Here is a 26,503-nt window from a genome sequence, read left to right as displayed (position 1 = left end):
AAACACGTCCTCAATCGCCATAAGTCGGACGTACGGCACGTACTGTCGAGCCATGCCAACGCCTCACGGATCGCGCGGCGGTATGGCCTTCAGCGCCGACGAAGTCCGGGTGCTGCGCCGTGCCCTCGCCCAAGCCCTTTATCCGGCCGCGCCCGACCGGCTCCCGCTGCCCACCGCCACCGGCGAACTGTGGGCCGAGGACGTCCAGGAAGCGCTTCGACTCACCGAGGCCATCGACGAAGCGGTCCAGGAAGGCGGCCGGCTGCGCACCTTCCTGCTGGCCGACCTGGGCCGCTACCGCGCCGCCCTGCCCGGCAGCGCGGGCGGCTACCTGGAACGCCTGGAGGAAGCCGTCACCGACGGCTACCTGCCCACCGCCGAAGACCTCTCCGCCCTTCGCGCCCTGTCCCGCCAGCCGTGCGGCCCGCCCGAACACGCCCGCCGCTCCCGGCTCGCCGGACGCTGCCACGCACTCGCCGAGGCGGAGGTCCGCGAGCGCCTCTCCCTCGGCTCCGGACAGCGGCACCTCGCCGCCGTACCGAGCCCCGCGCCCGAACCCCAGCCCGCCATCCCAGTTGGAGGACGGTTCCCGATGAGCGACCAGCACCCGCAGCCCCCCGCCGATCGCCCCCGGCCGCGCCGGATGCCCACCCCCGCCGAACTCTTCGGCCGCCGCACCCGCCCCGCCCCCGAACCCCCCACCGACACCGACCAGCCGGAACTCGCCACCGGCACCGACGGCTGATCCACCGTCAACTCGCCCGAGCCCCCTCCCCGGAGGGGGCTGTTCGCGTGGCCCCAGTGTCTCCGGCAAGCTGCCCGCCGATTGCGGGAAGATCAACCCGGGCCTCGTCCACTGTTACCTGCCGACCTTCCTGCTGAACGGCGCGGACCGGACCTTCGACCTGCCGCTCGCGGTCGCCGACCCGGCCGCCGACCCGACGGTCACCATCGGGGTGACCACCGAGCAGGGCCTGTACGAGAACGCCGTCCAGCCGCTGCCGTACGACGACGTGGACGCCAACAACACCACCTCGCTGGCGCTCGGCACCACCGCCACCCAGAGCTGACCGGACGCCAGGACGCCCCGGGCCGCCCATCGGGGTCCGGGGTTCCGGCGCTGTCGGGTGCGTGGGGCGATATCCCGTGGCGGAACAGCCCGTGAGCCTGGCTACCCTGGTGGGGTGAGCGATCAGAGCACTCTCCCCGCGACCGACGACCTTCCCGAGCAGATGCGCGTCCGGCGCGAGAAGCTGGACCGGCTGCGGGCCGCCGGCATCGACCCGTACCCGGTCGGTTTCCCCCGCACCTCGACCATCGCCGAGCTGCGCGACAAGCACCCGGACCTGGCGCCGGACACCGCGACCGGCGAGCGGGCGGGCATCACCGGCCGGGTCATCCTGGCCCGCACCGGCGGCAAGCTCTGCTTCGCCACCCTTCGCGACGGCTCCGGCGACCTCCAGGTGATGCTGTCCCTGGACAAGCTGGGCGAGGAGCGGCTGGCCGCCTGGAAGGCCGACATCGACCTCGGCGACCAGGTCGGCGTCGAGGGCGAGGTGATCACCTCCCGCCGCGGCGAGCTGAGCGTGATGGTGGACCGGTGGGAGCTCACCGCCAAGTGCCTGCGTCCGCTGCCGGACAAGCACAAGGGCCTGACCGACCCGGAGGCCCGGGTCCGCCAGCGCTACGTGGACCTGATCGTGAACCCCGAGGCGCGCGAGATGCTGCACCTGCGCACCCGGGTGATCCGCTCGATCCGCCGCACCTACGAGGACCGCGGCTACCTCGAGGTCGAGACCCCGATGCTGCAGCCGATCCACGGCGGCGCCAACGCCCGTCCGTTCAGGACGCACATCAACGCGTACGACATCGAGCTGTACCTGCGGATCGCGACCGAGCTGTACCTGAAGCGGCTGGTGGTCGGTGGCGCCGAGAAGGTCTTCGAGATCAACCGGAACTTCCGCAACGAGGGCGCGGACGCCACCCACAACCCGGAGTTCACCGCCCTGGAGTCGTACGAGGCGTACGGCGACTACGACACCCAGGCCGAGCTGATCCGGGCGATCATCGTGAACGCCGCGCAGGACGCGCTGGGCACCACCGTGGTCAAGGGTCTCGGCCCGGACGGCGTCGAGCACGAGATCGACCTCGCCGAGCCCTGGCAGGAGGTCTCGGTCTACCCGGGCATCTCCGCCCACCTGGGCACCGAGGTCACCCCGGCCACCACGGTGGACGAGCTGCGCAAGCTCGCCGACGAAGCCGGCATCCCGTACGAGAAGGAGTGGGGCCACGGCCAGATCGTCCTGGAGATGGTCGAGCGCCTGCTGGAGCACCACGCGATCAAGCCGACCTTCATCAAGGACTACCCGACCGAGGTGTCCCCGCTGACCCGCCAGCACCGCTCGATCGAGGGTGTCGCGGAGAAGTGGGACCTGGTGATCTTCGGTACCGAGATCGGCACCGCCTACTCCGAGCTGATCGACCCGGTCGAGCAGCGCGCCCGCCTGACCGCGCAGTCGCTGCTGGCGGCCGGTGGCGACGTCGAGGCGATGCAGCTGGACGAGGACTTCCTGCGCGCCCTGGAGTACGCGATGCCGCCCACCGGCGGCCTCGGCCTGGGTGTGGACCGCCTGATCATGCTGCTGACCGGCAAGAACATCCGCGAGACGGTGCTGTTCCCGCTGGTGAAGCCGGAGAAGGCCGGTAAGAGTGACAAGGCCGCCGAAGCCGACGAGGACACCGAGGAGTAAAACCATGGAGTACGTCAGCGCGATCGTGCCGCCACTGGTCATGGCGATCGGTTTCGCCTTCCTGGTGCGGGCCATCATCCGCAGCCAGGGCGGCGCCCAGAAGGCCAAGGAGGACGCCGCCGCCGAGGCGATGGTGTCGCGTTCCTCCGCCGAATAGTCCGACCGCAGACCGGCGCGCCGTTCCCTCTTTCGGGGAGCGGCGCGCCGGTCTGTTTGCCATTTGCCGCCCTTTGTCCGATTCGGTCCTATCCTGGGCCGCACTATGGTGCGGCAACTCGGAGAACTCGAGAACGACATCATGACCCGGGTGTGGCAGTGGAACCGCCCGGTCACCGTTCGGGAGGTTCTGCAGGATCTGCGTTCGGAACGTGAAATCGCGTACACAACAGTGATGACGGTGCTCGACAAGCTCTATCGAAAGGGCTGGGTGCGCCGGGAGCGCGCCGGGCGCGCATACCGATATGAGCCGGTGTCCTCACGCGAGGCTTACACCGCCGCGCTGATGAACGACGCCTGGGCGACGAGTGACAATCCGGCCGCGGCTCTGGTGCACTTCTTCGGGATGATGTCGCCGGAACAGCGCGAGTGGCTGCGGGACGCTCTCCGAGTGGCCGGGGCCGATACCGAGGAGACCCGCCCGCCCGAGGCACGATAACGTTCCCAGGCATGGAGGTCACCATCCGCCGTGCGCGGACCACCGACGTACGCGCCGTTCGTCGGCTCATCGACACGTACGCCCGCAACGGCATTCTGCTCGACAAGCCGACCGTCACGCTGTTCGAATCCGTCCAGGAGTTCTGGGTCGCCGAACGCGACGAGGACGGCCGCGTGGTGGCCTGCGGCGCGCTGCACGTGATGTGGGAGGACCTGGCCGAGGTGCGCACCCTCGCGGTCGATCCGATCTGCAAAGGCCTCGGCATCGGCCACCAGCTACTGGACAAGCTGCTGGAGACGGCGCGCTGGCTCGGCGTCCGTCGGATTTTCTGCCTGACGTTCGAGGTGCCGTTCTTCTCGAAACACGGCTTCGTCGAGATCGGCGAAAACGACGATCGTACGGCAGACCCGGCGGTCGTGGCCACAGAAGTCTATGAAGAACTTCTGCGCTCGTACGACGAAGGTGTCGCCGAGTTCCTCGACCTGGAGCGGGTGAAGCCGAACACGCTGGGCAACTCGCGCATGCTGCTGCACCTCTGATCCGGCTCTGCGGGCACGGCGAGCGGCACAGGGGTTTGTGTTTTCCGGGAAAAGGCGCTTTCCTTTCACTAGGCAATGGACCGTTATCGCGGAAAGGGAAGCCCGTGGCACAGAGGGTTCAGGTCATTCTGGAAGACGATCTCGACGGTGGCTCCGCGGACGAGACGGTGACGTTCGCCCTGGACGGCGTGGCCTACGAGATCGACCTGAAGAGCGACAACGCGGACAAGCTCCGCGGTCTGCTTGCCCCGTACGTCGAGAAGGGCCGCAAGCAGAGCGGTCGGCTGACCGCCCCGCGTCGCGGCGGCAGCACCCGGGGCGCCGGTCGCTCCGCCGCCTCGACCGGACAGGCCGACACCGCCAAGATCCGTAACTGGGCGAAGGAGAACGGCTACCCGGTCAACGACCGCGGCCGTGTCCCGAGCAACGTGCGCGAGGCGTACGAGAAGGCCAACGCCTCCTGAGGCGTCCGGCTCACCACCGCGCGGGCGGCAACCCCAGCCGCTCCCGCGCACAGGCGTCCGCCAGGGCGTCCAGCAGGCAGAGCAGGTCGGGCGAGCGCAGGTCCAGTGCGGGCCGCTCGGAGCCGACCTGCAGCCAGTCGGCGGTCCGCGGTTCGGGCACCCGGGGCTCTCCCGGGTGCGCCGTGACGGCGTCGATCGGCAGCCGCAGTTCGGGGCCCCAGCCGAGCCAGCCCAACAGGTCGGGCACCGGCTCGGCGGCTCCGGGGGCGAGCAGGAAGGCGGCCCGGCCGCCGCGCCGCAGCACCGGTCCGGTGGTGCGGCCGAGCCGGTCGAGGCGGCCGAGGGCGGCCAGTGCGGGCCGCAGCGGTGCGATCACCAGGTCCGTTCCGGCCCGGCCGGGGACGGTCGTCCGAGGTGCCTTCGAGGTGCAGGCGGCGGCCGGCGGCGGACTGGTCACGACCTGTGCAACGCTGGAGTGAGCGACCCGGTCACGACCGCCAGCGGTGTGGCAGTACGTCACGCGCGGCCGACCTGACCGGCCGTCACTCCGGGTGCCCGGTCGGCCGACTTCTCGCCAGGCGAACAAGCACCCCCCGTAAACCGCGCGAAACCCGCCGCCCAACCGGGTATGAATGCAGGTGGACGGGGTCGCAGGAGCCCGGCCGCAGCACTGCGCGGGGCCGGTCCACCGGTTCCACCGGACTGTGTTCGCCGTTGGCGTAGCGGTATCCGGTGCATCGGGCCCGCCGCTGGGAACACCGTCTCCCAGCATCAGGTTGGGAAAGGTGTCGGCTGGTCGCGCAGCATGTTTCTCCCGCTCCGGTGGGAGTTCCGTAGCCGCGCCGCTGAGCGGGACTAGCATGCGGAAGGACAGGGCGGGGACGGCCCCCGAACTGACCGACCGCTCTGAGGAGCGATTAACGATGTTCGAGAGGTTCACCGACCGCGCGCGGCGGGTTGTCGTCCTGGCACAGGAAGAAGCCCGGATGCTCAACCACAACTACATCGGCACCGAGCACATCCTCCTGGGCCTGATCCACGAGGGCGAGGGTGTCGCCGCCAAGGCGCTGGAGAGCCTCGGCATCTCGCTCGAGGCGGTCCGCCAGCAGGTCGAGGAGATTATCGGCCAGGGCCAGCAGGCCCCGTCCGGCCACATCCCCTTCACTCCCCGGGCGAAGAAGGTGCTGGAGCTGTCGCTCCGCGAGGCCCTTCAGCTCGGCCACAACTACATCGGCACCGAGCACATCCTGCTCGGCCTGATCCGCGAGGGCGAGGGCGTCGCCGCCCAGGTCCTGGTGAAGCTCGGCGCCGACCTGAACCGGGTGCGCCAGCAGGTGATCCAGCTGCTGTCCGGCTACTCCACCAGCGGCGGCAAGGAGTCCGCCACCGCCGGTGGCCCCGCCGAGGGCACCCCGTCCACCTCCCTGGTGCTCGACCAGTTCGGCCGCAACCTGACGCAGGCCGCCCGCGAGGCCAAGCTCGACCCGGTGATCGGGCGCGAGAAGGAGATCGAGCGGGTCATGCAGGTGCTGTCCCGCCGCACCAAGAACAACCCGGTGCTGATCGGCGAGCCCGGCGTCGGCAAGACCGCCGTCGTCGAGGGCCTGGCCCAGGCGATCGTCAAGGGCGAGGTCCCGGAGACGCTGAAGGACAAGCAGCTCTACACGCTGGACCTCGGCGCCCTGGTGGCCGGCTCGCGCTACCGCGGTGACTTCGAGGAGCGCCTGAAGAAGGTGCTCAAGGAGATCCGCACCCGCGGCGACATCATCCTGTTCATCGACGAGCTGCACACCCTGGTCGGTGCGGGCGCCGCCGAGGGCGCGATCGACGCCGCCTCCATCCTGAAGCCGATGCTGGCCCGCGGTGAGCTGCAGACCATCGGTGCCACCACGCTGGACGAGTACCGCAAGCACCTGGAGAAGGACGCCGCGCTGGAGCGCCGCTTCCAGCCGATCCAGGTCGCCGAGCCCTCGCTCCCGCACACCATCGAGATCCTCAAGGGCCTGCGCGACCGGTACGAGGCGCACCACCGCGTCTCGATCACCGACGCCGCCCTGGTCGCCGCCGCCACCCTGGCCGACCGGTACATCTCGGACCGCTTCCTGCCGGACAAGGCGATCGACCTGATCGACGAGGCCGGTTCCCGGATGCGCATCCGCCGGATGACCGCGCCGCCGGACCTGCGCGAGTTCGACGAGAAGATCGCCGAGGTTCGCCGGGAGAAGGAGTCCGCGATCGACGCGCAGGACTTCGAGAAGGCCGCGTCGCTTCGTGACAACGAGAAGCAGCTGCTCCAGGCGAAGGCCAAGCGGGAGAAGGAGTGGAAGGCCGGCGACATGGATGTCGTGGCCGAGGTGGACGAGGAGCTCATCGCCGAGGTCCTGGCCACCGCCACCGGCATCCCGGTCTTCAAGCTGACCGAGGAGGAGTCCTCGCGTCTGCTGCGCATGGAGGACGAGCTGCACAAGCGGGTCATCGGCCAGGAGGACGCCATCAAGGCGCTCTCCCAGGCGATCCGCCGTACCCGTGCCGGCCTGAAGGACCCGAAGCGCCCCGGCGGTTCGTTCATCTTCGCCGGCCCCTCGGGTGTCGGTAAGACCGAGCTGTCCAAGACCCTGGCGGAGTTCCTGTTCGGGGACGAGGACGCGCTGATCGCGCTCGACATGTCCGAGTTCTCGGAGAAGCACACCGTGTCGCGGCTGTTCGGCTCCCCGCCCGGATACGTGGGTTACGAAGAGGGCGGCCAGCTCACCGAGAAGGTGCGCCGCAAGCCGTTCTCGGTCGTGCTGTTCGACGAGGTCGAGAAGGCCCACCCGGACATCTTCAACTCGCTGCTGCAGATCCTGGAGGACGGTCGCCTGACCGACTCCCAGGGCCGGGTCGTGGACTTCAAGAACACGGTCATCATCATGACCACCAACCTCGGCACCCGGGACATCTCCAAGGGCTTCAACCTGGGCTTCGCGGCCACGGGTGACGTCCAGACCGGCTACGAGCGGATGAAGGCGAAGGTCGGCGAGGAGCTCAAGCAGCACTTCCGTCCCGAGTTCCTGAACCGTGTCGACGACATCGTGGTGTTCCACCAGCTGTCCGAGGCGAACATCATCGAGATCGTCGACCTGATGATCGCGAAGGTGGACCAGCGGATGAAGGACCGCGACATGGCCATCGAGCTCAGCGCCGAGGCGAAGAGCCTGCTGGCGAAGCGCGGTTACGACCCGATCCTGGGCGCCCGTCCGCTGCGTCGCACGATCCAGCGGGAGATCGAGGACCACCTGTCCGAGAAGATCCTGTTCGGCGAGCTGCGGGCCGGCCACATCGTGGTGGTCGGCGTGGAGGGTGAGGGCAAGGCTGCCAAGTTCACCTTCCGCGGCGAGGAGAAGTCCCCGGTGGCGGACACTCCGGCGGCGGTCTCGGCGACCGGTCCGGATCTGACGAAGTAATAGCGCCACAAAGCGCCTTCCAAGCCTCCGCCCCCGACCTGATCAGGTCGGGGGCGGAGGCTTTTCTGCGTTCGGGTTTTCAGTTGAAAAACTGTTTAGGTTTCCGTGCGCTGTGAATGCGGACGTTTGGAAGGCCGAACGGGTGGGTTCCGGCGCGGTGCGAGTGCGACCGACCCGCCTCCTGCCAGCGCCGTAGGTAGATTGACGGATCGTCAGATCATTTGAGTTGCCGGAGCATAGCGGCGTGGCCATGGCAAGGTCAAGGTCTTTCTTTTTTACCCGACCTTGGGTCAAATGTCGTCCACCTGTCTTGCATTGGTTCACCGGATCGGCCATCCGCCGCACCCGGTAAGGGGAGGACGTCCCAGTTGAAGATGACCAAGAAGGTCGCCGCGGCCTCCGCCGCCATCGCGGTGACCGCCGCGCTTGGTGTCGGCATGCTGCCGGGCACGGCTACCGCCGCGCCGGCGACGCCGGTCCTGAAGGACCCGGCCGACGCCATTCAGAACGACACGGTGCCGCGCGAACTGCAGAGCCCGCTGATCGACAAGGTTGAGGGCGAGCAGAAGGCTGCGATAGAGCAGCTGATCAACGGCACCGCCAAGATCGAGAAGCACGGCAACAGCAGCGCGGTGAAGCTCGGCCGCGACAAGTACGTCGAACTCTCCCGTGAGCGCACCGACCGGATCTTCACCATTCTGGTCGACTTCGGCGACCAGGTGGACAACACCACCAAGACCGCCGACGGCAAGGTGAAGTACGGCGGTACCCCCGGCCCGGCGCACAACAAGATCGAATCCCCGGACCGCGCCAAGGACAACTCCACTGCCTGGCAGGCGGATTACAACCAGGCCCACTACCAGGACCTGTACTTCGCGGCGAACAAGCCGTCGCTGAAGACCTACTACGAGAAGCAGTCCTCGGGCCGCTACTCGGTCGACGGCCTGGTCACCGACTGGGTGCGGGTCCCGTGGAACGAGGCCCGCTACGGCTCGGACTACTGCGGCCAGCACATCTGCGCCAACGCGCAGGACCTGATCCGCGACGGCATCAACGCCTGGGTCGCCGACCAGAAGGCCAAGGGCCGCACCGACGCGGACATCAAGGCCGACCTGGCGCAGTACGACCAGTGGGACCGTTACGACTACAACGGCAACGGCAACTTCAACGAGCCCGACGGCTACCTGGACCACTTCCAGATCGTCCACGCTGGTGAGGACCAGTCGGCCGGCGGCGGCGTCCAGGGCACGGACGCGCTGTGGGCGCACCGCTCGTACGTGTACGCCAACCAGGCCGGCAAGACCGGTCCGGCGAACAACAAGCTCGGCGGCACCCCGATCGGCGACACCGGCCTGTGGGTCGGCGACTACACCATGCAGCCGGAGAACGGCGGCCTGGGCGTGTTCGCCCACGAGTACGGCCACGACCTGGGCCTGCCGGACCTGTACGACACCTCCGGCACCGGCATCGACAACTCGGTCGGCTTCTGGTCCCTGATGTCCTCGGGCTCCTGGCTGGGCGAGGGCCGCAACGAGATCGGCGACATGCCGAACGACCTGGACATCTGGTCGAAGCTGAAGCTCGGCTGGCTGGACTACGACACCGCCAAGGCCGGCAAGAACGCCGTCAGCCTGCTCGGCCCGGCCGAGTACAACAACAAGCGCAAGCAGGGTCTGGTCGTCGACCTGCCGGCGAAGACCGTCACCACCGAGATCAACACCCCGTTCGCGGGTGGCAACGAGTGGTGGAGCGGCAGCGCCGACAACCTGAACGTCACCCTGATCCGTGACGTCGACCTCACCGGGAAGACCTCGGCCTCGCTCACCGCGAAGGCCTGGTACGACCTGGAGCAGGACTACGACTTCGCGTACGCCGAGGTCTCCACCGACGGCGGCAAGAACTGGTCCTCGCTGGCCGGCACCTTCAACGGCAAGGCGCTGCCGGAGAACTCCATCACCGGCAACTCGGCCGGCTGGGGCGACCTGGCGTTCTCGCTGGACGCGTACGCCGGCAAGGCGATCAAGCTGCGCTTCCACAACACCACCGACCCGGGCGTCCACATGAAGGGCCTGGCCCTGGACGAGATCGCGATCACCGCGAACGGTGCGACGGTCTTCACCGACGGTGCCGAGAACGGTGACAACGGCTGGACCGCGTCGGGCTTCTCCCGGATCTCCGGCAAGTTCAACAAGGACTACGACCAGCACTACCTGGTCGAGAACCGTCAGTACGTGTCCTTCGACAGCACGCTGAAGACCGGCCCGTACAACTTCGGTTCGGCCGCCCGCCCGGACTGGGTCGAGCACTACGCCAACCAGAACGGCATCCTGATCTGGCTGTGGGACTCCTCGCAGTCCGACAACAACGTCGCCAACCACCCCGGCCAGGGCCTGATCCTCCCGATCGACGCCCACCCGGCCCCGCTGAAGTGGAACGACGGCACCCTGATGCGCCCGCGCTTCCAGGGCTACGACTCCACCTTCCGCTTCGACCGCACCACCGGTCTGCAGCTGCACCGGGCCGACGCGCTCACCAAGATCCCCAGCGAGCGCGGCGTGACGGTCTTCAACGACCGCACCAACAAGTACTGGGACGAGAGCAACAAGTACAGCTCCGTCCAGGTGCCGAACACCGGTACCCAGATCGAGGTGCTGTGGCAGTCGCACAACGAGCTGGAGGCCCTGATCCAGGTCAAGCGCTCCAAGTGACGCTTGCCTGAGGACGGCTGAACAGCAGGACTGAACGAAGAGCCCCGGCGGTTTTCGGACCGCCGGGGCTCTTCGTCGTTGTCGGAGGGCGTTGTCGGAGGGCGTTGTCGGAGGGCGTTATCGGAGCAGGGCGAGGAAATCCGTCATCGCCTCGGTGATTTCCTTGGCGCTCCACTCCAGGGCGGCGGCGGCCACCGTCACCTCGGTCATCGCCGCGCCGGGCTGCGGGCCGGGCTCGAACCAGCCGCCGAACAGCGACACGCCCTGCTCCTCGGCCTGCCGGTGGCCGGCCTCGATCAGCTGTTCGGCCGGGTGCGGCAGCCAGAGCTGGAACTGGTGGGTGTGCGGCGGCTCCGGGTTGATCCGGGCGCCGGGGATCTCGGCAAGCGCGGCGGCGACCACCTTGGCGTGCGCCACGTAGTCGGGCAGTCGGGGCAGCTCGCGGTCCAGGCCGGCCAGGGCGGACAGCACCGCGGGCCACTGCTGCCACAGCTTGCCGCCGTAGCGGTGCCGCCAGACCTTGATCCGGCGGACGAACTCCTCCTCGCCGGCGACCAGGGCGCCGCTGTGTCCGCCCAGCGACTTGTAGCAGGAGACGTACACCGACCCGGCGCGGGCGCAGATCTCCGGCAGGCTCCGGCCCAGGTGTGGGGCGGACTCCCACAGCCGGGCGCCGTCCAGGTGGACGGGCAGGCCGCGGTCGGCGGCGAAGTCGTAGAGCGCGGACAGCTCCTCCCAGCTGGGCAGCAGGAAGCCGGCGTCGCGCAGCGGGAGTTCCAGCATCAGTACGTCGAACGGCTCGTCCAGGGCGGCCAGGCCCGCAGCGGTGGGCTGGCGCGGGCCGGTGGCCTGCGGGACGGAGCGCAGGCCGCTGAGCACCTGGTGGGCCCGGCGTTCGTGCACTTCGGGGTGGGCGAGCGGGTGCATCGCGACCACCGGTCCGTGGGTGTCGGCCCAGGTCTTCAGGGCGGCCTGCTGGGCCATCGTGCCGGTGGGGAAGTAGGCGGCGTCGGGCTTGCCGAGCAGGTCTGCGGTGCGGCGCTCCAGGGTGCGGACGATGCCGTCGCCGTACAGGTCGGTGGGCTCGTCCAGCGGGTAGGGGCCGTCGGCCAGTGCGGCGAGTTCGGCGAGCGATTCGCGGACGGTCTGCGGGCGGCCGCCGGACAGCAGGCGGTGGGCCTGGCGGCGGGCGGCGAAGCGGCGATCCTGCACCGGGGTGTCGTTCATCAGCTGATCATCTCCGACGGCTGGGTGGATCGGATGGTGCAGCTGGTTCGAAAGCCGGTTCTACCCGGGGCGGTTCGGGATCAAACCGGCCGCTTGCCGGTGGCGATGCTCACAGGGCTTCGACGACCTACGACCGACAGTAGGAGGTTTACGGGCGTATCTGCCTGTTTGTCCGACACCCGAGGTCGCTATTTCGTGAGCTTCACCCACTACCCATCGTCGTACGTCACACCTTTGGGCCTGCCCCCGGGGCTCGTTTACACCTGGAGTCGTTCCACCAGTTCGGCGAGCCACACCGGCTCGGCCCCGCTCTGGCCCCGTCCGTGAGGTACCGACTCCCGATGCGTTCTTTCCCCGCCACCGGCCGCCGGATTCTCCAGGCGATCAGCACCCGCCACGTCCACGCCGTCACCGCTTCCGACTCCACCGCCGCTGCGGCCCCGGCCCGCCGGACCCCCGCCAAGGCCGCCGCCGGCATCGCCGTGGTCGCCTTCGGCGCCATGCTGATCCCCGCCGGACACGCCTCCGCGCAGACCGTGCCGGACACCCTCGCCAGCTCTCCGTTCGCGGCGGACACCCACCTGGAGGGCGGCGCCCTCGATCTGTCCGCGCCGGTGGCCCACCAGGACGACGCCAGCCCGCTGGCCGTGGTGGCCAACAACCTGGAACACCTCGCGATCCCGACCGGCGAGCACCCCGCCGACGAGCACGCCGCGAACGAGCACCCCGCCGACGAGCACGCCGCGGACGAGCACCCCGCCGACGGGCACCAGGACCAGGCGCCGCAGGCCGAGCAGCCCGCCGCCCCGGCCGAGCAGCCCGCGCCGGAGCCCGCTCCCGCGCCGGAGCCCGCCCCGGCCCCCGCGCCCGAGCCCGCCCCGGCCCCCGCGCCGGCCAAGGTCGACTGGTCCTCCCCGGCCCCGGGCGCGCCGATCAGCAACCCGTACCACAAGACCAACCCGTCGTACGCGGCCGGCTACCACACCGGCACCGACTTCGCGGTGTCCGTGGGCACCCCGCTGGTGGCGGTCGGCAACTCGACCGTGGTGTCGTCCGGCTGGGCCGGCGCATACGGCAACCAGGTCGTGCTGAAGCTGTCCGACGGCCGCTTCGCCCAGTACGCGCACCTGTCGCAGCTCGAGGTGAAGGCCGGGCAGCACGTGAATGCCGGTGACCAGATCGGCAAGTCCGGCAACACCGGCAACTCGACCGGCCCGCACCTGCACTTCGAGATCCGTACCGTCAACCAGTACGCGAAGGTGACCGACCCGATCGGTTACCTGAAGGGCCACGGCGCGAACAACTTCTGATCCGCCGCACCCCCGCCCCGTCGCCGGGGCCCCTCGAGCCGTCCGCGTCAGTGCGCGGGCGGCTCGATGTGTGCGGCGACCTCCAGGGCGACCTCCAGGGCCGCCTCCGTCGCCTCCTCCAGGCTGGTGGTCGGCTCGGCCGGCTCCTGGCCGCGCTCGCACAGGTCGGTCCTGAGCAGGAACATCGCCGAGTGCATGGCGGTCAGCGCGACGGTGGCGCGCAGCTTGTCGCGGAAGCTCGGCTCCGGCCCGTGCAGCAGGGTGATCATCTTGATCATCCGCTCCTTGAACGCCAGCCCGGCCTCGGACTCCCGCAGCGCGGGCTGGTTCTCGTGGAAGAAGCGCAGCAGCGGCGCCCGCTCGCCCATGCCGGCGGCGAACCGGCGGATCAGTTCGTCGCGCAGCTCGGGCGACCAGTCCTTGTCCTCGCCGAACGCGATGGCGTCGTCCAGCGGGGCGGCCATCTTCTCGACGATGCCGCGGACGATGTCGTCCTTCGTCTTGAAGTGGTAGTACAGGGCGGCCTTGGTGACGCCGAGGCGGTCGGCGATCTCGCGCAGCGAGGTCTTCTCGTAGCCGTGCTCGGCGAACAGCTCCAGCGCCACGTCGATGATCCGCGCTCTGGTGTCGCTGCGGGGGCTCTGGGGTGTGGTCATCGCTGGCGGCCTGCCTCATGAAGCGGTGCGGACGGGTGTCAAAGTCCGTTTCTTGTTCGCATTCTCCCTGCCCAGGGGGGATGCATCGAAACTGGCTTGACGACCGGCTAGGGAACAACTTACCGTGCCGAACGGCAATTAACTAGCCGGTCGTCAAGTAAGTACCGTCGCGGACAGCACCGCGGCACTGCGCCCCGGGAGAGACGCACCATGACAACGCAGCAGTCCGAGGCGGCTCCGGAGGAGCCTGCCGTCGCCCTCGGCAAGGACGACGGATTCGAGCAGCGGCCGCACCGTGAGGTGCGCCTGGTGATGATCGGCCTGGTGATCACCATGCTGCTCGCCATGCTCGACAACCTGATCGTCGGCACCGCGATGCCCACCATCGTCGGTGAGCTGAACGGCGCGGAGCACATGTCCTGGGTGGTCACGGCCTACACCCTGGCGACCGCCGCCTCCACCCCGATCTGGGGCAAGGTCGGCGATCTGTACGGCCGCAAGGGTTCGTTCCTGGTCTCGATCGCGATCTTCCTGCTCGGCTCGGCGCTGTCCGGCATGTCGCAGACCATGACCCAGCTGATCGCCTTCCGCGCCGTCCAGGGCCTGGGCGCCGGCGGTCTGATGGTCGGCGTGATGTCGATCATGGGCGCGCTGGTGCTCCCCCGCGACCGCGGCAAGTACCAGGGCATGTTCGCCGCCGTCATGGCGCTGGCCACCATCGGTGGCCCGCTGATCGGCGGCTTCATCACCGACCACCTGAACTGGCGCTGGACGTTCTACGTCAACCTGCCGCTGGGCGCGATCGCGCTGGTCTTCATCGTCGTGGTGCTGAAGCTGCCCAAGGTCCGCTCCAACGCCAAGATCGACTACCTCGGCGCGGCGCTGCTCACCATCGGCATCGTCTCGATGGTGCTGATCACCACCTGGGGCGGCCACGAGTACGCCTGGAGCTCCAAGCAGATCCTCGGCCTGGGCGCGCTGTCCGTCGCCTCGATCATCGGCTTCTGCTACGTCGAGCAGCGGGTCGCCGAGCCGATCATCCCGCTGGCGCTGTTCCGCAACCGCAACTTCACCATGGTCTCGATCATCGGCTTCATCGTCGGTTTCGCGATGTTCGGCGCGGTCACCTTCCTGCCCACCTACCAGCAGATCGTCCAGGGCGCCTCGGCGACCAACTCCGGCCTGCTGCTGATGCCGATGATGTTCGGCATGCTGGTGATCTCGCTGGTGGTCGGCCAGGCCATCACCAAGACCGGCAAGTACCGGATCTACCCGATCATCGGCACCGTGGTGATGGGTGGCGGCTCGCTGCTGCTGTCCACGCTGTCCGTGGACACCTCCAGCTTCGCCTCGTCCTGCTACATGGTGGTGCTCGGCGCCGGCATGGGCTTCCTGATGCAGGTCACCATGCTGGTCGCGCAGAACAGCGTGGAGATGAAGGACATGGGCGTCGCCTCGTCCTCCGCCACCCTGTTCCGCACCATCGGCGGCTCCTTCGGTGTGGCCCTGTTCGGCACCCTGTACATCAACCAGGTCAACGACGCCATCAAGAAGCTCCCGCCGGAGGTCCTGCAGCACATGCAGCAGGGTGGTGGCGGCGAGGGCATGTCGGCGATGAACCCGGCCACCCTGAGCAAGCTCCCGGCCAACGTGCTGGACGCCTACCAGCACGGCATCTCCAACGGCATGCACACCGTCTTCCTGTGGGGCGCGGTGATCAGCCTGGTCGCCGTCATCGCCTCGCTGTTCCTCCGCGAGGTCAAGCTGCGCGGTGGCGCGGACGCCGCCGAGGCGAAGGCCGACGCCGCGCTGGAAGGCGCGATGTGACGCCCGTCCAGGCATGACGACGGCCCGGGACCGACTGGTCCCGGGCCGTTCTCGTCCGTTACTGCGGCAGTCGGTAGGTGCCGGGCCCGACGGGTTCCACCAGGCCGTCGGCGACCAGGCCGTCCAGGGCCCGGGCGCGCTGGATCGCGTCCGGCCACACCACGTCCAGCTGGCCCTGGGTGACCAGGCCGTGGGCGTCCCGCAGCACCGCCAGCAGCTTGCCGCGCACCTGCCGGTCGGTGCCCTCGTAGGTCTGGCCGCGCCGGACCGGGCCCTGGTACGGCGGGCGGCCGGCCCGCTGCCAGGCGCACTCGGCCAGCAGTGGGCAGGACCCGCACTCGGGGCCGCGCGCGGTGCACACCAGGGCGCCCAGCTCCATCACCGCGACCGCCCAGGTCGCGGCCCTCTCGTCGGTGGCCGGCAGCAGCTCGTGCGCGGTGCGGCGCTCGGCGGCGGTGGTGGCGTTCGCCGGGTACTCGACGCCGGTGACGGCGCGGGCGAACACCCGGCGCACGTTGGTGTCCAGCACCGCGTGGCGCTGCCGGAACGCGAACGAGGCGACCGCGGCCGCCGTGTACTCCCCCACCCCGGGCAGGGCCAGCAGCGCCGCGTGGTCGTCCGGCACCACGCCGCCGTGCTGCTCGGTGATCGCGGTGGCCGCCGCGTGCAGCCGCAGCGCGCGGCGCGGGTAGCCGAGCCGGCCCCACATCCGCACCGCCTCGCCGGGCGCGTCCGCGGCCAGATCGGCGGGGGTGGGCCAGCGCTCCAGCCAGGCCGCGTACGCGGGCAGCACCCGCTTCACGGGCGTCTGCTGGAGCATGAACTCGCTGACCATCACCGCCCAGGGCGAGGCGTCCGGAGTCCGCCAGGGCAGGTCGCGGGCGTGGGCCTCGTACCAGCCGATGACGGTGGAGTGCAGCGCCTGTACGGCGGCGGGGGCGAGAGTCGAAGCAGTGGCAACCATGGCCCCTCGATCCTGCCACGAGGTGCCGCGCGGGCTTAAAGCCCCAGGTCGTCGAGCTCCTTCAGCAGGTCGGCCCGCGAGCTGGCCGGGGCGGCGGCGGGCCCGGCGGCCGGAACGACGTCTGCGGCCGGGGCCGCCGTCGGCTTCGGGTCGCGGGTGCGGAATATCCAGGCGCCGGCCAGGCCGCCGACCAGGCCGCCGAGGTGTCCCAGCCAGGACACCCCGGGGGTGCCCGGGATCGCCGTGGTCAGCAGGTACGCGAAGGACGCCCCCATCACCAGGCCGATCAGCGAGTCGATCAGGTTGCGGTCGAACAGGCCGCGCAGCACCACGTAACCGAAGTACCCGAAGATCACGCCGCTGGCGCCGACCGTCACCACGTCGTTCCGCTCGAACAGCCAGACCGCCATGCCGCTGGTCACCACCAGCAGCGCCGTCAGGGCGAGGAACTTGCGCACGCCGCGGTAGGCGGCGAGGAAGCCGAATACGAACAGCGGGCCCGAATTGCCTTCCAGGTGCTGCCAGTTCAGGTGCAGGAACGGTGCGGTCAGCAGGTTCGGCAGGCTGTCCAGCTGGTGCGAGCGGATGCCGTGCTGGAGAGCGATCTGCTCGTCCATGAGCCAGTTCGCCACCTGCACGACCCAGATCAGGCAGAGGAAGCCGAACATGGTGAAGAACGCCCTGCGCGCCTCGGCGATCAGCTGTGCGGGGTCGAGGGTCGCGGTGCCGGGAGCGGAGTCGTGCAGGGAGGCCATGAGGGCGACTATAGGGCGGCGCACCGTCGTGTCGAGTCCCTCTACCGGAGCAAATGGCGGATCATGTGAAAGAAGTGCCCCCGCTGAGGTGTTGATGCGTCAACAGACGCACAAGGTCTCGTAGAGTTTGCCCGTGCCTTCTCTGCGCCAGCCCGTCGGACCGCTGCCCGCCTCGATCTACTGGCGGCGCCGCGTCGCGGTCCTCGTTGCCCTCGCCGTCGTTCTGCTGCTGGTCGGCTGGCTCGCGTTCGGCACCGGCGGGGACGGCGGAAAGCAGCAGAAGGCCGCCGAGACCACCAATCCGCAGCCCGCGCCCGCGCAGTCCATCACCCCCGGCGCCTCGCCCAGCGGGCCCGCCATCACCACCCGCCCCGGCGGCAACGGCGGCGGTTCGGGCGGCGGCGCGGCCGGCGAGCTGAACGTGACGGGCGGCGGCAGCGGCGGTTCGGGCAACGGCGGCAGTGGCGGTTCGGGCAACGGCAGCGGCGGCGGCAACGGTTCGAACGGCGGCAGCGGCGGGCACGCCGCCTCGCCCGGCCCCTCGCCGGCCGTCAACACGCCCGAGGTGATGGCCCTCCCGGTCTGCGCCACCTCGCAGCTGTCGCTGGAGCTGGCTCCCGCGCAGAACCCGTTCGCCGCCAAGGACAAGCCGCGTCTCGCGCTGACCATCCGCAACTCCTCGGGCTCCGGCTGCCGGGTCAACCTCTCGCACGAGAACTCGGCGCTCACCATCACCTCGAGCACCAACGAGCGGATCTGGTCGTCCGCCGACTGCATCCCGGAGAAGGTCGACGCCTGGGCGCAGATCGCCGGGAACAGCGGCGTCACCGAGACCTTCGGCTGGGACCGCAGCCGCTCCAAGCCGCAGTGCGCCAGCGCCGACCCGACGCCGGCCCAGCCCGGCAACTACCTGGTCCAGGCCGACCTGACCGGCCCGGCCGGCGGCCCGCTGTCGGCCCGCACCTCGGTCCGCCTGGAGGGCTGACCGCTCAGCCGGCCAGGCCCAGCGACCTGACCAGCTGGGCGAGTTCGAGGCGGAACAGCTTCTCGGGCGAGGCGGTCTGCGCGCCCAGGTGGCCGTAGACCTCCAGTGCGACCAGGCCGTGCAGGTGGCCCCAGATCCGCAGCGCCAGGGCGACGCCGGCCGGGGTCAGCGCGGGGAAGGCCGGGCGGACCTTGGCGAGCAGGCCGGGGTCGAAGTCGTCCCAGTCGAAGTCCGCACCCTCCTCGGCCGGTTCGGCGCCCGGACCGGCGGCGTCCGCGAGTGCCGCGATGCCGACGCAGACCCGCCGGGCGGCGTCCGGCGCGGCGCCGCCGTCGGGGGCCCGGTAGCCGGGGACGGGGTCGCCGTAGATCAGCCGGAAGCCTTCGGGGTTGGCGAGCGCCCAGGCCCGGAACGCGCATGCCCAGGCCCGGATCCGGGCCGCCGGGGTGTCCGCCGCGGAGTCGGCCCAGGCAGCGTCCACGGCATCGGCCAGCGCCGTGTAGACGTCGGCGATCAGGGCGGTGACCAGGTCGTCGCGGGTCGCGAAGTAGCCGTAGATGGCGTTGGCGGTCATGCCCATTTCGCGGGCGATCGCCCGCAGGGTGATCGCGTCGGGGCCGCCGGAGCGCATCAGCTCCAGGGCGGTGCGCTTGATCTCGGCGGTGGTCTCGGCGCGCAGTCGTTCGCGTCGTCCGGTGCTGGAGGTGGCTGCCACGGGTCGAATCTACAGCGTCACCGTCCTGATTGCCGTGCGAAAACTTCACGCCGTATAGTCACTGCACGGCGTGCAGCGAACGTGGCTGCCCGCCTCCGACCGCACGCATGACATCAGGGGAGAACCATGCACATCGGCATCATCGGAGCCACCGGCACCATCGGCAGCCGGATCGTCACCGAGGCCCTCGGCCGGGGCCACCGGGTCACGGCGTTCAGCCGGGACGCGTCCGCGATCACCGACCGGCGGGAGAACCTCGACTGGGCGAGCATCGACGTCCTGGACCCGGCGAGCGTCACCGCCGCCCTGCCGCCAGGCCTGGACGTGCTGATCAGCGGCTTCCAGCCCGGTAACGCGGCGCTCGACTTCACCGACACCGTCCGGCGCTCGATCGCCGACCCGGGCGTCTACGCGCAGGCCGCCCGGTCGCTGCTCACCGCCCTGGACGGCCGCCCGCGGATCCGGCTGATCGTGATCGGCGGGGCCGGCAGCCTGGAACTCGCACCGGGCGTGGTGCGCGCCGACCACGACGAGCTCCTGCACGCCGCCCTCGACGAACTCGGCCTGCCGCGCGAGTACGCCGCCGCCGTCCGCGGCCACCGGGACGCGCTCGACGTGCTGCGCACCTCCAACCGGCTGTGGACGTACTTCAGCCCCGCCGAGCAGATCGGCCCCGGCGAGCGCACCGGCCGCTTCCGCCTCGGCGGCGACCAGCCCGTGCTGGACGCGGAGGGCCGCAGCCGGATCTCCGCCGAGGACGCCGCCATCGCCCTGGTCGACGAGGCCGAACTGCCCCGTCACGTGCAGCGCCGCTTCACCGCCGGGTACTGAACGGCCAAGGGCCCCGGGCGTCGTGAACGCCTGGGGCCGGTGCCGGCTAGGCCTTCGGCCAGCTCGTGCCGCGCAGCGAGCGGCCGAGGGCCAGCGGGAGCAGGCCGGCGGCGAGCAGGGCGGCCAGCAGCGGCAGGACGGTGGTGGCGGGGAGGTGGTCGAGCAGCAGGCCCGCGGTCATGGTGCCGACGGGCAGGCCGGCCATCAGCAGGGTCATGGTGGCGGCCACCGCGCGGCCGCGCATCGCCTCGGGGACCTGCTGGAAGACCAGCACGTCGAGCATGACGCGCAGGGCGGGCACGCCCACCGACATCGCGGCGAGCGCGGCGAACACCACCACCGGGCCGGCGGCGAAGGCGGGGACGAGGAACAGCAGCGCGGCGATCCAGGCGACGGCGAGCAGCAGCGTGCCGGGGGCGAGGGTGCGGTGCAGGCGGGTGACCAGCGGGGCGCCGAGCAGGCCGCCGACGGCTTCGCCGGTGAGGGCGAGGCCGGTACCGGCCTCGGAGGTGCCGTGGTCGCGCAGCAGCACCATGACGGCCAGCAGCATCGCGGAGCCGGCCAGGTTGAGTGCGACGGTGACCAGCACGGTGGCGCGCAGCGTCGGGTCGCCGAACAGGTACCGCAGCCCGGCGAAGACCGCGCCCTTCTCCTTCGCCCCGTCCGCCGGGTCCTCGGCGGGTTCGGTGTCGAAACGGACGGCGAGGGAAGCGCCGAGCGCGGCAGCGGAGGCCAGCACGGTGGCGAGGAACGGGACGGCCCGGCCGAGGCCGAGCAGGAAGCCCGCCAGCGGCGGTCCGGCCAGCGCCGCGCCGTTGACCCGCAGTTCGTCCTGGGACAGCGCCTGGCGCAGCTGCTCGGGCGGGACGACGGCGCGCAGCGCGAGCATCCGGGCGGGGCCGCCGTAGGCCATGGTGGCGCCGATGGCGGCGGCGGCCAGCAGGGTGTGCGGGACGGTCAGCCGGTGGGCGAACAGGGCGACGGCGACGCTGAGCGCGGTGAGCAGGCGGACGGTGTCGGCGACGATCAGCACCCGCCGCTTGTCGTGCCGGTCGGCGACCGCGCCGCCGTGCAGGCCGAACACCACCGACGCGCCGAACTGGACGGCGCCGAACGCCCCGGCGAGGGTGGGCGATCCGGTCATGGCGAGCAGCAGCAGCGGGTACGCGGTGTCGGCGACGCAGGTGCCGAGCATCGCGGCCGCGGATCCGGCCCACAGCGTCCGGAACCGCCGGTTGCGGCGCAGCGGCACCGCCTCGGACACGGTCTTCGTCGGGCTCTCGGCCACCGTCATCTCTCCACCCCGTTCACGCATCGTGCAACCATTCACGCTTGCGTGAATGGTTGCACGGGCGCGAATGATTGCACAAGGGATGAACGCTGTGGCTGAATGTGAACGTGGTTGATCAGATGAAGGAACGCGAGGTCACGGACGTCGCGACGCTGAAGGCACTGGCCGATCCGCTCCGGCTGGCGGTGCTCGGCGCGCTGATGAAGCGGGATCCGGAGCCGATGTCGGTGAAGGAGATCGCGGCCGAGCTCGAAGAGGCGCCGACCAAGCTGTACCGGCACGTCAAGCAGCTGGAGCAGACCGGGCTGGTGTTCGTCGCGGAGACCCGGCTGGTGTCCGGGATCGTGGAGAGCCGCTACCGCTCCGCCCAGCAGTCACTGCGGCTGTCGCCGCAGGTCTACGCGGAGGGCGACCAGCCGCCGGCCGCGCTGGACGCGATGCTGGCAGCGATGGACCTGGTGCGGACCGACTTCCGGCGCAACTTCCTGGCCGGCCGGATCGACCTGACCCCGGCGGCGCAGGGCAACCAGCTGCCGAGCAAGTTCGCGCACACCACGACCCGGCTCGCCCCTGAGCGGCTGCGGAAGCTGCGAGGCCGGCTGGACGAGGTGCTGGACGAGCTGTTCTCGGAGCCGGAGTCCACCGGGCCGGACGCCGTCGAGGTGACCCTGTTCGCGCTGATGTACGCGGTGCAGCCGCCCGACGAGGGCTGACGGCCGCTCAGACGTAGCGTTCCAGGATGGAGGACTCGGCGAGCCGGGACAGCCCCTCGCGCACCGAGCGGGCCCGGGTCTCGCCGACGCCCTCCACGGTCTGCAGGTCGTCGATGGACGCGGCCAGCAGCTTCTGCAGGCCGCCGAAGTGGTCGACCAGCCGCTCGATGACGGTGTTCGGCAGCCGCGGCACCTTGGCGAGCAGCCGGTAGCCGCGCGGGGAGACCGCGGAGTCCAGCGACTCGGGGGTGCCGGTGTAGCCGAGCGCCTTGGCGACGGTCTGCAAATCCAGCAGCTCGGCGTGGGTGAGCGCCTCCAGGTCGTCCAGCACCTCGGCGACGGTGCGGCCCTTCTTGGCGGCGCGGTCCGGGAAGTAGTCGCGGACCACGAGTTCGCGCTCCGGCTCGACGCCGGCGATCAGCTCGTCCAGCTGGAGCGACAGCAGGCGGCCGTCGGTGCCGAGCTCCAGCACGTAGCCGGCGATCTCGCCAGCGATCAGCCGGACCATCTCCAGGCGCTGCACCACGGCGGAGACGTCCCGGACGGTGACCAGGTCCTCGATCTCCAGCGCGGACAGCGTGCCGGCCACCTCGTCGAGGCGCAGCTTGTAGCGCTCCAGGGTGGCCAGCGCCTGGTTGGCGCGGGACAGCACGGTGGTGGAGTCCTCCAGCACCCGGCGGGTGCCGTTCACGTACATCGCGATCAGCCGCATCGAGTGCGAGACCGCGACCACCGGGAAGCCGGTCTGCCGGTTGACCCGCTCGGCGGTGCGGTGGCGGGTGCCGGTCTCGTCGGTGGGGATGTTGGCGTCCGGCATCAGGTGCACGCCGGCCCGCAGGATCTTGGTGATGTCCTTGTCGAGGATCACCGCGCCGTCCAGCTTGCACAGTTCGCGCAGCCGGGTGGCGGTGAACTCGACGTCCAGCACGAAACCGCCGGTGCACAGCGCGTCGACGCTCTTGTCGAAGCCGAGGACGATCAGGCCTCCGGTGTTGGCCCGGAGCACCCGCTCCAACCCGTCCCGCAGCGCCGTGCCCGGCGCGACCGCACTCAGGGAAGCCCGCAGCAGGGCCTCCTCGCGGGGGGACTTGTCCGCCCGGTCGATGGCTGCCACGTGACTCCTTGGGCCGACCCGGACCGTGTGGCCACGATGCCCGACGGTCTGTCTGTTATTACTGCACTTGACGGCAATTAGCAGGTGCAGTCTAACTGCGTGCGGCAGCGGCGGGACGAGGGTCAGGCCAGTTCGTCCGAGTCGAGCGGCTCCCAGCCCGCCATCATCTCGTCCGCGTACGCCGGAACCGGTGCGGCGGCGCGCTCCCGGGCGGGGGCCCGGCCGGCCGGAACGCCCTGCGGCGCGGCATCCTGACGGGGCTTCGAACGGGAGCGGCGGCCGGGGATCGCGCGCAGTGCCTCGCCGATGTCGGAGACCTCCACCACCTTCATGCCCGGCGGCACCTTGCCCGGGTCCGGCGGTACCAGGGCGTGCGTGAACCCGAGCCGGTGCGCCTCGGCGAGCCGACGCTGAACGCCCGTCACCCGGCGCACCTCGCCGGCCAGGCCGACCTCGCCGATCGCCACCAGGTTGTTCGGCAGCGGCGCGTCGGTCGAGGAGGACGCCACCGCGAGGGCGATCGCCAGGTCCGCCGACGGCTCGGTGAGCTTCACGCCGCCGACGGTGGCGGTGTAGATGTCCTGCTTGCCGAGCTTCACACCGCCGTGCCGCTCCACCACCGCCAGGATCATCGCGATCCGCGGCGACTCCAGGCCCGAGGTGGTGCGCCGCGGCGACGGGATCTGCGAGTCGACCATCAGCGCCTGCACCTCCGCCACCAGCGGGCGCTTGCCCTCCAGGGTGACGGTCAGGCAAGTGCCGGCCACCGGCTTGTCACGGCGGGTCAGGAACAGGCCGGACGGGTCGGCGAGGCCGACGATGCCCTCGTCGTGCAGCTCGAAGCAGCCGACCTCGTCGGTCGCCCCGTAGCGGTTCTTCACACCGCGAATCAGCCGCAGCCGGGCGTGCCGGTCGCCCTCGAAGGACAGCACCACGTCCACCAGGTGCTCCAGCAGGCGGGGGCCGGCGATCTGGCCGTCCTTGGTGACGTGGCCGACCAGCAGGGTCGCCATGCCGCGCTGCTTGGACTCCCGGATCAGCGCGCCCGCCACCTCGCGGACCTGCGCGGGGCCGCCTGGAGCGCCGTCGAGTTCGGCGGAGGCGATGGTCTGCACCGAGTCCAGGATCAGCAGGCCCGGGTTGACCGCCTCGATGTGGCCCAGCACCGCGCCGAGATCCTGCTCGGCGGCCAGGTACAGGTGCTCGGAGAGCGCGTTGATCCGGTCGGCGCGCAGCCGGACCTGCCCGGCGGACTCCTCGCCGGTGACGTACAGGGTGCGGTGCCGGTCGGTGGCGGCCTTCGCCGCGACGTCCAGCAGCAGGGTGGACTTGCCGACGCCCGGCTCGCCCGCGAGCAGCACCACCGCGCCCGGCACCAGGCCGCCGCCGAGCACCCGGTCCAGCTCCGGGACGCCGGTGGAGCGGGCGGTGGCCACCTGGCCGTCGACCTGCGCGATCGGCTTGGCGGGCGCGGAGACCGGCCCCGCCGCCGTGGTGCGGATCGGCACCGCGCCGTACTCCTCGACCGTCCCCCACGCGTTGCACTCGGGGCAGCGGCCGACCCACTTGGGCAGCTGGTGGCCGCACTCGGTGCAGCGGTACGCCGGGCGCGGCTTGGCGGAGGTCTTGGTACGGGCAGCCATGCGCGCCACGGTAGCGCCTCGCACCGACAGTGCCCGGCGGGCGGCGGAGGACGGCGATCGGACGGCGGGTGGACGGCGGTCGGAAGGCGGGTGGACGGCGGGCCGGGCGTCAACCCGCCGGGGTGTCAACGTGGGGTGTCAACGGCCAGCGTCAACCGGGCGAACACGGGAGCGGTGGTGTTACCCGAAAGAAGGACAAGCGGTCCAAACCCACCGGGCGGAGGGTTTGGCCTGCCTACGGTCGATGACGTGACCACCGGCCAGCTCCACCCCGTCGACCCGTCCCCGGCCCTGCGGGCGTACGGCGCCTGCGTCGACGGGCTGTTCACCTACTGCCTGTCCGTACTCTGCGACCACGACGCCGCCACCGCGGCCGTGCTGGAGGTCCGCGACCTGGCCCGCCGCCACGGCGACCGGCTCACCGAACCGGCGCTGCTGCGCGCCTGGCTGTACGCGCTGGCCCGGAACCGCTGCCTGACCCGGCTGAACGGCACCGGCACCCCCGCCGCGGAGGCGGCGCCCGCACCCGACGTCCTCCGCGAGCGGCGCCGCGAACTCGCCTCGCTGGCCTGGCCGGAGGCGGCCGGCACCGACCCGGAGCAGCGCGAGGCACTGGAACTGGCGGTCCGGCACCGGCTGGACGCCGGGGAGGTCGCGGCGGTGCTCGGCCTCACCCCCGAGGCCGCGGCCGCGCTGCTGGACGCCGCGGGCAACGAGATCGGCAGGACCAGGACGGCACTGCTGGTGCTCGGCGTGGGCTCCTGCCCGCAACTGGCGCAGCTCGGCGGGGTCGGCGGGGTCGGTGCGGAGTCCGGGCCGGGCTGGGTGCTCGGCGCGGCGCTGCGCCGGGAGCTGGTGCTGCACCTGGAGGAGTGCCCGACCTGCCGCGGCACCGCCGAGCGGGTGGCCGGGCAGCTCGGGCAGGGCCTGGCCGGGCTGCCCGGCCTGCCGCTGCTGACGGCGCCGGCCCGGCTGCGCCCCGCTCCGGCGACGGGCGGCACCGCGTTCCTGTCCGGCGCGGCGGCCGGTCGGCGGGCCGTGCGGGGGCTGGCCGGCGGCGAGCCGCAGTTCGACCGGCGCGGCTTCCCCCGCCACCGGGTGGTGGTGCCGTCGCGCGGCTCGGCGGTGCGCCAGCGGGTGGTGACTACGGGCGTGCTGGCGGCGGTGCTGGCCGCGCCGGTGGTGGCGCTGTGGAGCGCGCACCAGGGCGGCGACCGGGAGGGACGGGCGGCGGCGGTGTCCTCGGTGCGGGTGGACGCGCCGGTTCAGGAGGCGCAGCCGGGCGTGGTGCTGCCGCCCGCGATGAGTTCCCTGCAGTTGGCCGGCGCGGTGGCCGCAGAAACGTCCCTGCCTACGGCTCCAAGTCCGGCGGTGACGATGCCCGCGCACGGCGCGTCCCGGCTGTCCGGCCCGACGCCGACACCTGCGCCCACGCCGGACGCCACCCGGGAGCAGCTGACCGTCGAGGCCCGCGCGTACGGCAGCCGCACGGTGCTCACGCTGACCAACTCCGGCGACACCGCGCTGACCTGGCATGCCGTGCTGGACGTCGACTGGCTGCGGCTCAGCCGGGACGACGGCACCCTCGCGCCGGGCCAGCGGATCACCGTCACCGTGACGGTGGACGAGACGCGCGCCCCGCAGACCCGGTGGACGGCGCGACTGGCGTTGCCGCCGTCCACTGCCGTGGTCACCCTGGAAGGCGGCGGCACCGAGCATCGTGGGGTGCCGACGCCGACCCCGACGCCGACGCCGACGCCTTCGCCCGACGCCACGCCGTCTCCCACGGAGAGCCCGAGTCCGTCGGCAACGCCCAGCGCGTCGCCGTCCTGACGTAGCGGGTGGGCGCGGGGGACTGCGCGACAAGCGCAAGCCCTGTCCACCAGGTCGCAATCACGTGCAAGTCACTGTCC

23 protein-coding genes are annotated in these 26,503 nt (G+C 71.0%); 14 read left to right on the top strand and 9 right to left on the bottom strand.

Annotation, left to right across the window (positions count from 1 at the left end; translation table 11 throughout):
* Positions 1-52: 52 nt before the first annotated feature.
* The 6 genes from ACFYST_RS08970 to ACFYST_RS08945 all read left to right on the top strand — a co-directional run bounded on the left by ACFYST_RS08970 (position 53) and on the right by ACFYST_RS08945 (position 4,408).
* Positions 53-745, top strand: a complete 693-nt coding sequence (locus ACFYST_RS08970; RefSeq protein WP_387861001.1) for a hypothetical protein — start codon at positions 53-55, stop codon at positions 743-745.
* A 439-nt stretch (positions 746-1,184) separates the two neighbouring features.
* Positions 1,185-2,750, top strand: coding sequence for a bifunctional lysylphosphatidylglycerol synthetase/lysine--tRNA ligase LysX (gene lysX, locus ACFYST_RS08965; RefSeq protein ID WP_387644084.1), 1,566 nt, complete (start codon positions 1,185-1,187; stop codon positions 2,748-2,750).
* Positions 2,751-2,754: 4 nt separating this feature from the next.
* Complete coding sequence (locus ACFYST_RS08960; RefSeq protein ID WP_387644082.1) at positions 2,755-2,907, top strand: hypothetical protein; 153 nt, start codon at positions 2,755-2,757, stop codon at positions 2,905-2,907.
* 105 nt (positions 2,908-3,012) lie between these two features.
* Positions 3,013-3,405, top strand: coding sequence for a BlaI/MecI/CopY family transcriptional regulator (locus ACFYST_RS08955; protein ID WP_387644080.1), 393 nt, complete (start codon positions 3,013-3,015; stop codon positions 3,403-3,405).
* Positions 3,406-3,416: 11 nt separating this feature from the next.
* Positions 3,417-3,944, top strand: a complete 528-nt coding sequence (locus ACFYST_RS08950) for an amino-acid N-acetyltransferase (RefSeq protein ID WP_387644077.1) — start codon at positions 3,417-3,419, stop codon at positions 3,942-3,944.
* 104 nt (positions 3,945-4,048) lie between these two features.
* Complete coding sequence (locus tag ACFYST_RS08945) at positions 4,049-4,408, top strand: Lsr2 family protein (RefSeq protein ID WP_387644074.1); 360 nt, start codon at positions 4,049-4,051, stop codon at positions 4,406-4,408.
* A 10-nt stretch (positions 4,409-4,418) separates the two neighbouring features.
* Here ACFYST_RS08945 and ACFYST_RS08940 read toward each other — a convergent pair whose 3' ends face one another.
* Positions 4,419-4,865: a hypothetical protein gene (locus ACFYST_RS08940; protein ID WP_387860999.1), complete on the bottom strand. Its 447-nt coding sequence runs from the start codon at positions 4,863-4,865 to the stop codon at positions 4,419-4,421.
* A gap of 466 nt (positions 4,866-5,331) precedes the next feature.
* On the opposite strand from ACFYST_RS08940, the gene ACFYST_RS08935 reads away from it, so the two are divergent.
* Together ACFYST_RS08935 and ACFYST_RS08930 are read left to right on the top strand one after the other, a co-directional pair.
* Positions 5,332-7,851, top strand: coding sequence for an ATP-dependent Clp protease ATP-binding subunit (locus ACFYST_RS08935; protein WP_387644068.1), 2,520 nt, complete (start codon positions 5,332-5,334; stop codon positions 7,849-7,851).
* Positions 7,852-8,225: 374 nt separating this feature from the next.
* Positions 8,226-10,559 carry an immune inhibitor A domain-containing protein gene (locus ACFYST_RS08930; RefSeq protein WP_387861117.1) on the top strand — a complete coding sequence of 778 codons (2,334 nt, stop codon included), beginning with the start codon at positions 8,226-8,228 and terminating at the stop codon, positions 10,557-10,559.
* 117 nt (positions 10,560-10,676) lie between these two features.
* On the opposite strand, the gene ACFYST_RS08925 is transcribed toward ACFYST_RS08930, so the two are convergent.
* Complete coding sequence (locus ACFYST_RS08925; RefSeq protein WP_387644065.1) at positions 10,677-11,786, bottom strand: threonine aldolase family protein; 1,110 nt, start codon at positions 11,784-11,786, stop codon at positions 10,677-10,679.
* A 341-nt stretch (positions 11,787-12,127) separates the two neighbouring features.
* Between ACFYST_RS08925 and ACFYST_RS08920 the strand changes: the two genes are divergently transcribed.
* Positions 12,128-13,096 (top strand): M23 family metallopeptidase, encoded by a 969-nt coding sequence (locus ACFYST_RS08920; protein ID WP_387644062.1) that lies wholly within the window; start codon positions 12,128-12,130, stop codon positions 13,094-13,096.
* A 47-nt stretch (positions 13,097-13,143) separates the two neighbouring features.
* On the opposite strand, the gene ACFYST_RS08915 is transcribed toward ACFYST_RS08920, so the two are convergent.
* Positions 13,144-13,752, bottom strand: coding sequence for a TetR/AcrR family transcriptional regulator (locus tag ACFYST_RS08915; RefSeq protein ID WP_387644060.1), 609 nt, complete (start codon positions 13,750-13,752; stop codon positions 13,144-13,146).
* Positions 13,753-13,962: 210 nt separating this feature from the next.
* Between ACFYST_RS08915 and ACFYST_RS08910 the strand changes: the two genes are divergently transcribed.
* Positions 13,963-15,579 (top strand): MDR family MFS transporter, encoded by a 1,617-nt coding sequence (locus tag ACFYST_RS08910; protein ID WP_387644057.1) that lies wholly within the window; start codon positions 13,963-13,965, stop codon positions 15,577-15,579.
* A 58-nt stretch (positions 15,580-15,637) separates the two neighbouring features.
* Here the strand turns inward: ACFYST_RS08910 and ACFYST_RS08905 are convergent, their stop codons facing one another.
* Both ACFYST_RS08905 and ACFYST_RS08900 read right to left on the bottom strand, forming a co-directional pair.
* Positions 15,638-16,543, bottom strand: coding sequence for an A/G-specific adenine glycosylase (locus ACFYST_RS08905; RefSeq protein ID WP_387644054.1), 906 nt, complete (start codon positions 16,541-16,543; stop codon positions 15,638-15,640).
* Positions 16,544-16,578: 35 nt separating this feature from the next.
* Positions 16,579-17,298 carry a rhomboid family intramembrane serine protease gene (locus tag ACFYST_RS08900; RefSeq protein ID WP_387644052.1) on the bottom strand — a complete coding sequence of 240 codons (720 nt, stop codon included), beginning with the start codon at positions 17,296-17,298 and terminating at the stop codon, positions 16,579-16,581.
* 133 nt (positions 17,299-17,431) lie between these two features.
* Here ACFYST_RS08900 and ACFYST_RS08895 point away from each other — a divergent pair, with 133 nt between their 5' ends.
* Positions 17,432-18,283, top strand: coding sequence for a hypothetical protein (locus ACFYST_RS08895; RefSeq protein WP_387860998.1), 852 nt, complete (start codon positions 17,432-17,434; stop codon positions 18,281-18,283).
* 4 nt (positions 18,284-18,287) lie between these two features.
* Here ACFYST_RS08895 and ACFYST_RS08890 read toward each other — a convergent pair whose 3' ends face one another.
* Positions 18,288-18,998, bottom strand: a complete 711-nt coding sequence (locus ACFYST_RS08890) for a TetR/AcrR family transcriptional regulator (RefSeq protein ID WP_387644047.1) — start codon at positions 18,996-18,998, stop codon at positions 18,288-18,290.
* Positions 18,999-19,124: 126 nt separating this feature from the next.
* Between ACFYST_RS08890 and ACFYST_RS08885 the strand changes: the two genes are divergently transcribed.
* Positions 19,125-19,829: an NAD(P)-dependent oxidoreductase gene (locus ACFYST_RS08885; RefSeq protein WP_387860996.1), complete on the top strand. Its 705-nt coding sequence runs from the start codon at positions 19,125-19,127 to the stop codon at positions 19,827-19,829.
* Positions 19,830-19,875: 46 nt separating this feature from the next.
* On the opposite strand, the gene ACFYST_RS08880 is transcribed toward ACFYST_RS08885, so the two are convergent.
* Positions 19,876-21,144: an MFS transporter gene (locus tag ACFYST_RS08880; RefSeq protein WP_387860994.1), complete on the bottom strand. Its 1,269-nt coding sequence runs from the start codon at positions 21,142-21,144 to the stop codon at positions 19,876-19,878.
* Positions 21,145-21,227: 83 nt separating this feature from the next.
* Between ACFYST_RS08880 and ACFYST_RS08875 the strand changes: the two genes are divergently transcribed.
* Complete coding sequence (locus ACFYST_RS08875; protein WP_387860993.1) at positions 21,228-21,833, top strand: helix-turn-helix domain-containing protein; 606 nt, start codon at positions 21,228-21,230, stop codon at positions 21,831-21,833.
* Between the two features lie 7 nt (positions 21,834-21,840).
* On the opposite strand, the gene disA is transcribed toward ACFYST_RS08875, so the two are convergent.
* Both disA and radA read right to left on the bottom strand, forming a co-directional pair.
* A complete protein-coding gene (gene disA / locus ACFYST_RS08870; protein ID WP_380484244.1) occupies positions 21,841-22,947 on the bottom strand; it encodes a DNA integrity scanning diadenylate cyclase DisA in 1,107 nt (368 codons plus the stop codon).
* A gap of 122 nt (positions 22,948-23,069) precedes the next feature.
* Positions 23,070-24,590, bottom strand: a complete 1,521-nt coding sequence (radA, locus tag ACFYST_RS08865; RefSeq protein WP_387860991.1) for a DNA repair protein RadA — start codon at positions 24,588-24,590, stop codon at positions 23,070-23,072.
* Positions 24,591-24,839: 249 nt separating this feature from the next.
* Here radA and ACFYST_RS08860 point away from each other — a divergent pair, with 249 nt between their 5' ends.
* Positions 24,840-26,423 (top strand): hypothetical protein, encoded by a 1,584-nt coding sequence (locus ACFYST_RS08860; protein WP_387860989.1) that lies wholly within the window; start codon positions 24,840-24,842, stop codon positions 26,421-26,423.
* Positions 26,424-26,503: the final 80 nt, after the last annotated feature.

It is taken from the genome of Kitasatospora sp. NPDC004614 (genome assembly GCF_042873675.1).
Taxonomy (GTDB): Bacteria; Actinomycetota; Actinomycetes; order Streptomycetales; family Streptomycetaceae; genus Kitasatospora.
Note: the sequence above shows the minus strand (reverse complement) of the source record. Positions and strands in the feature narration are given on the sequence as shown.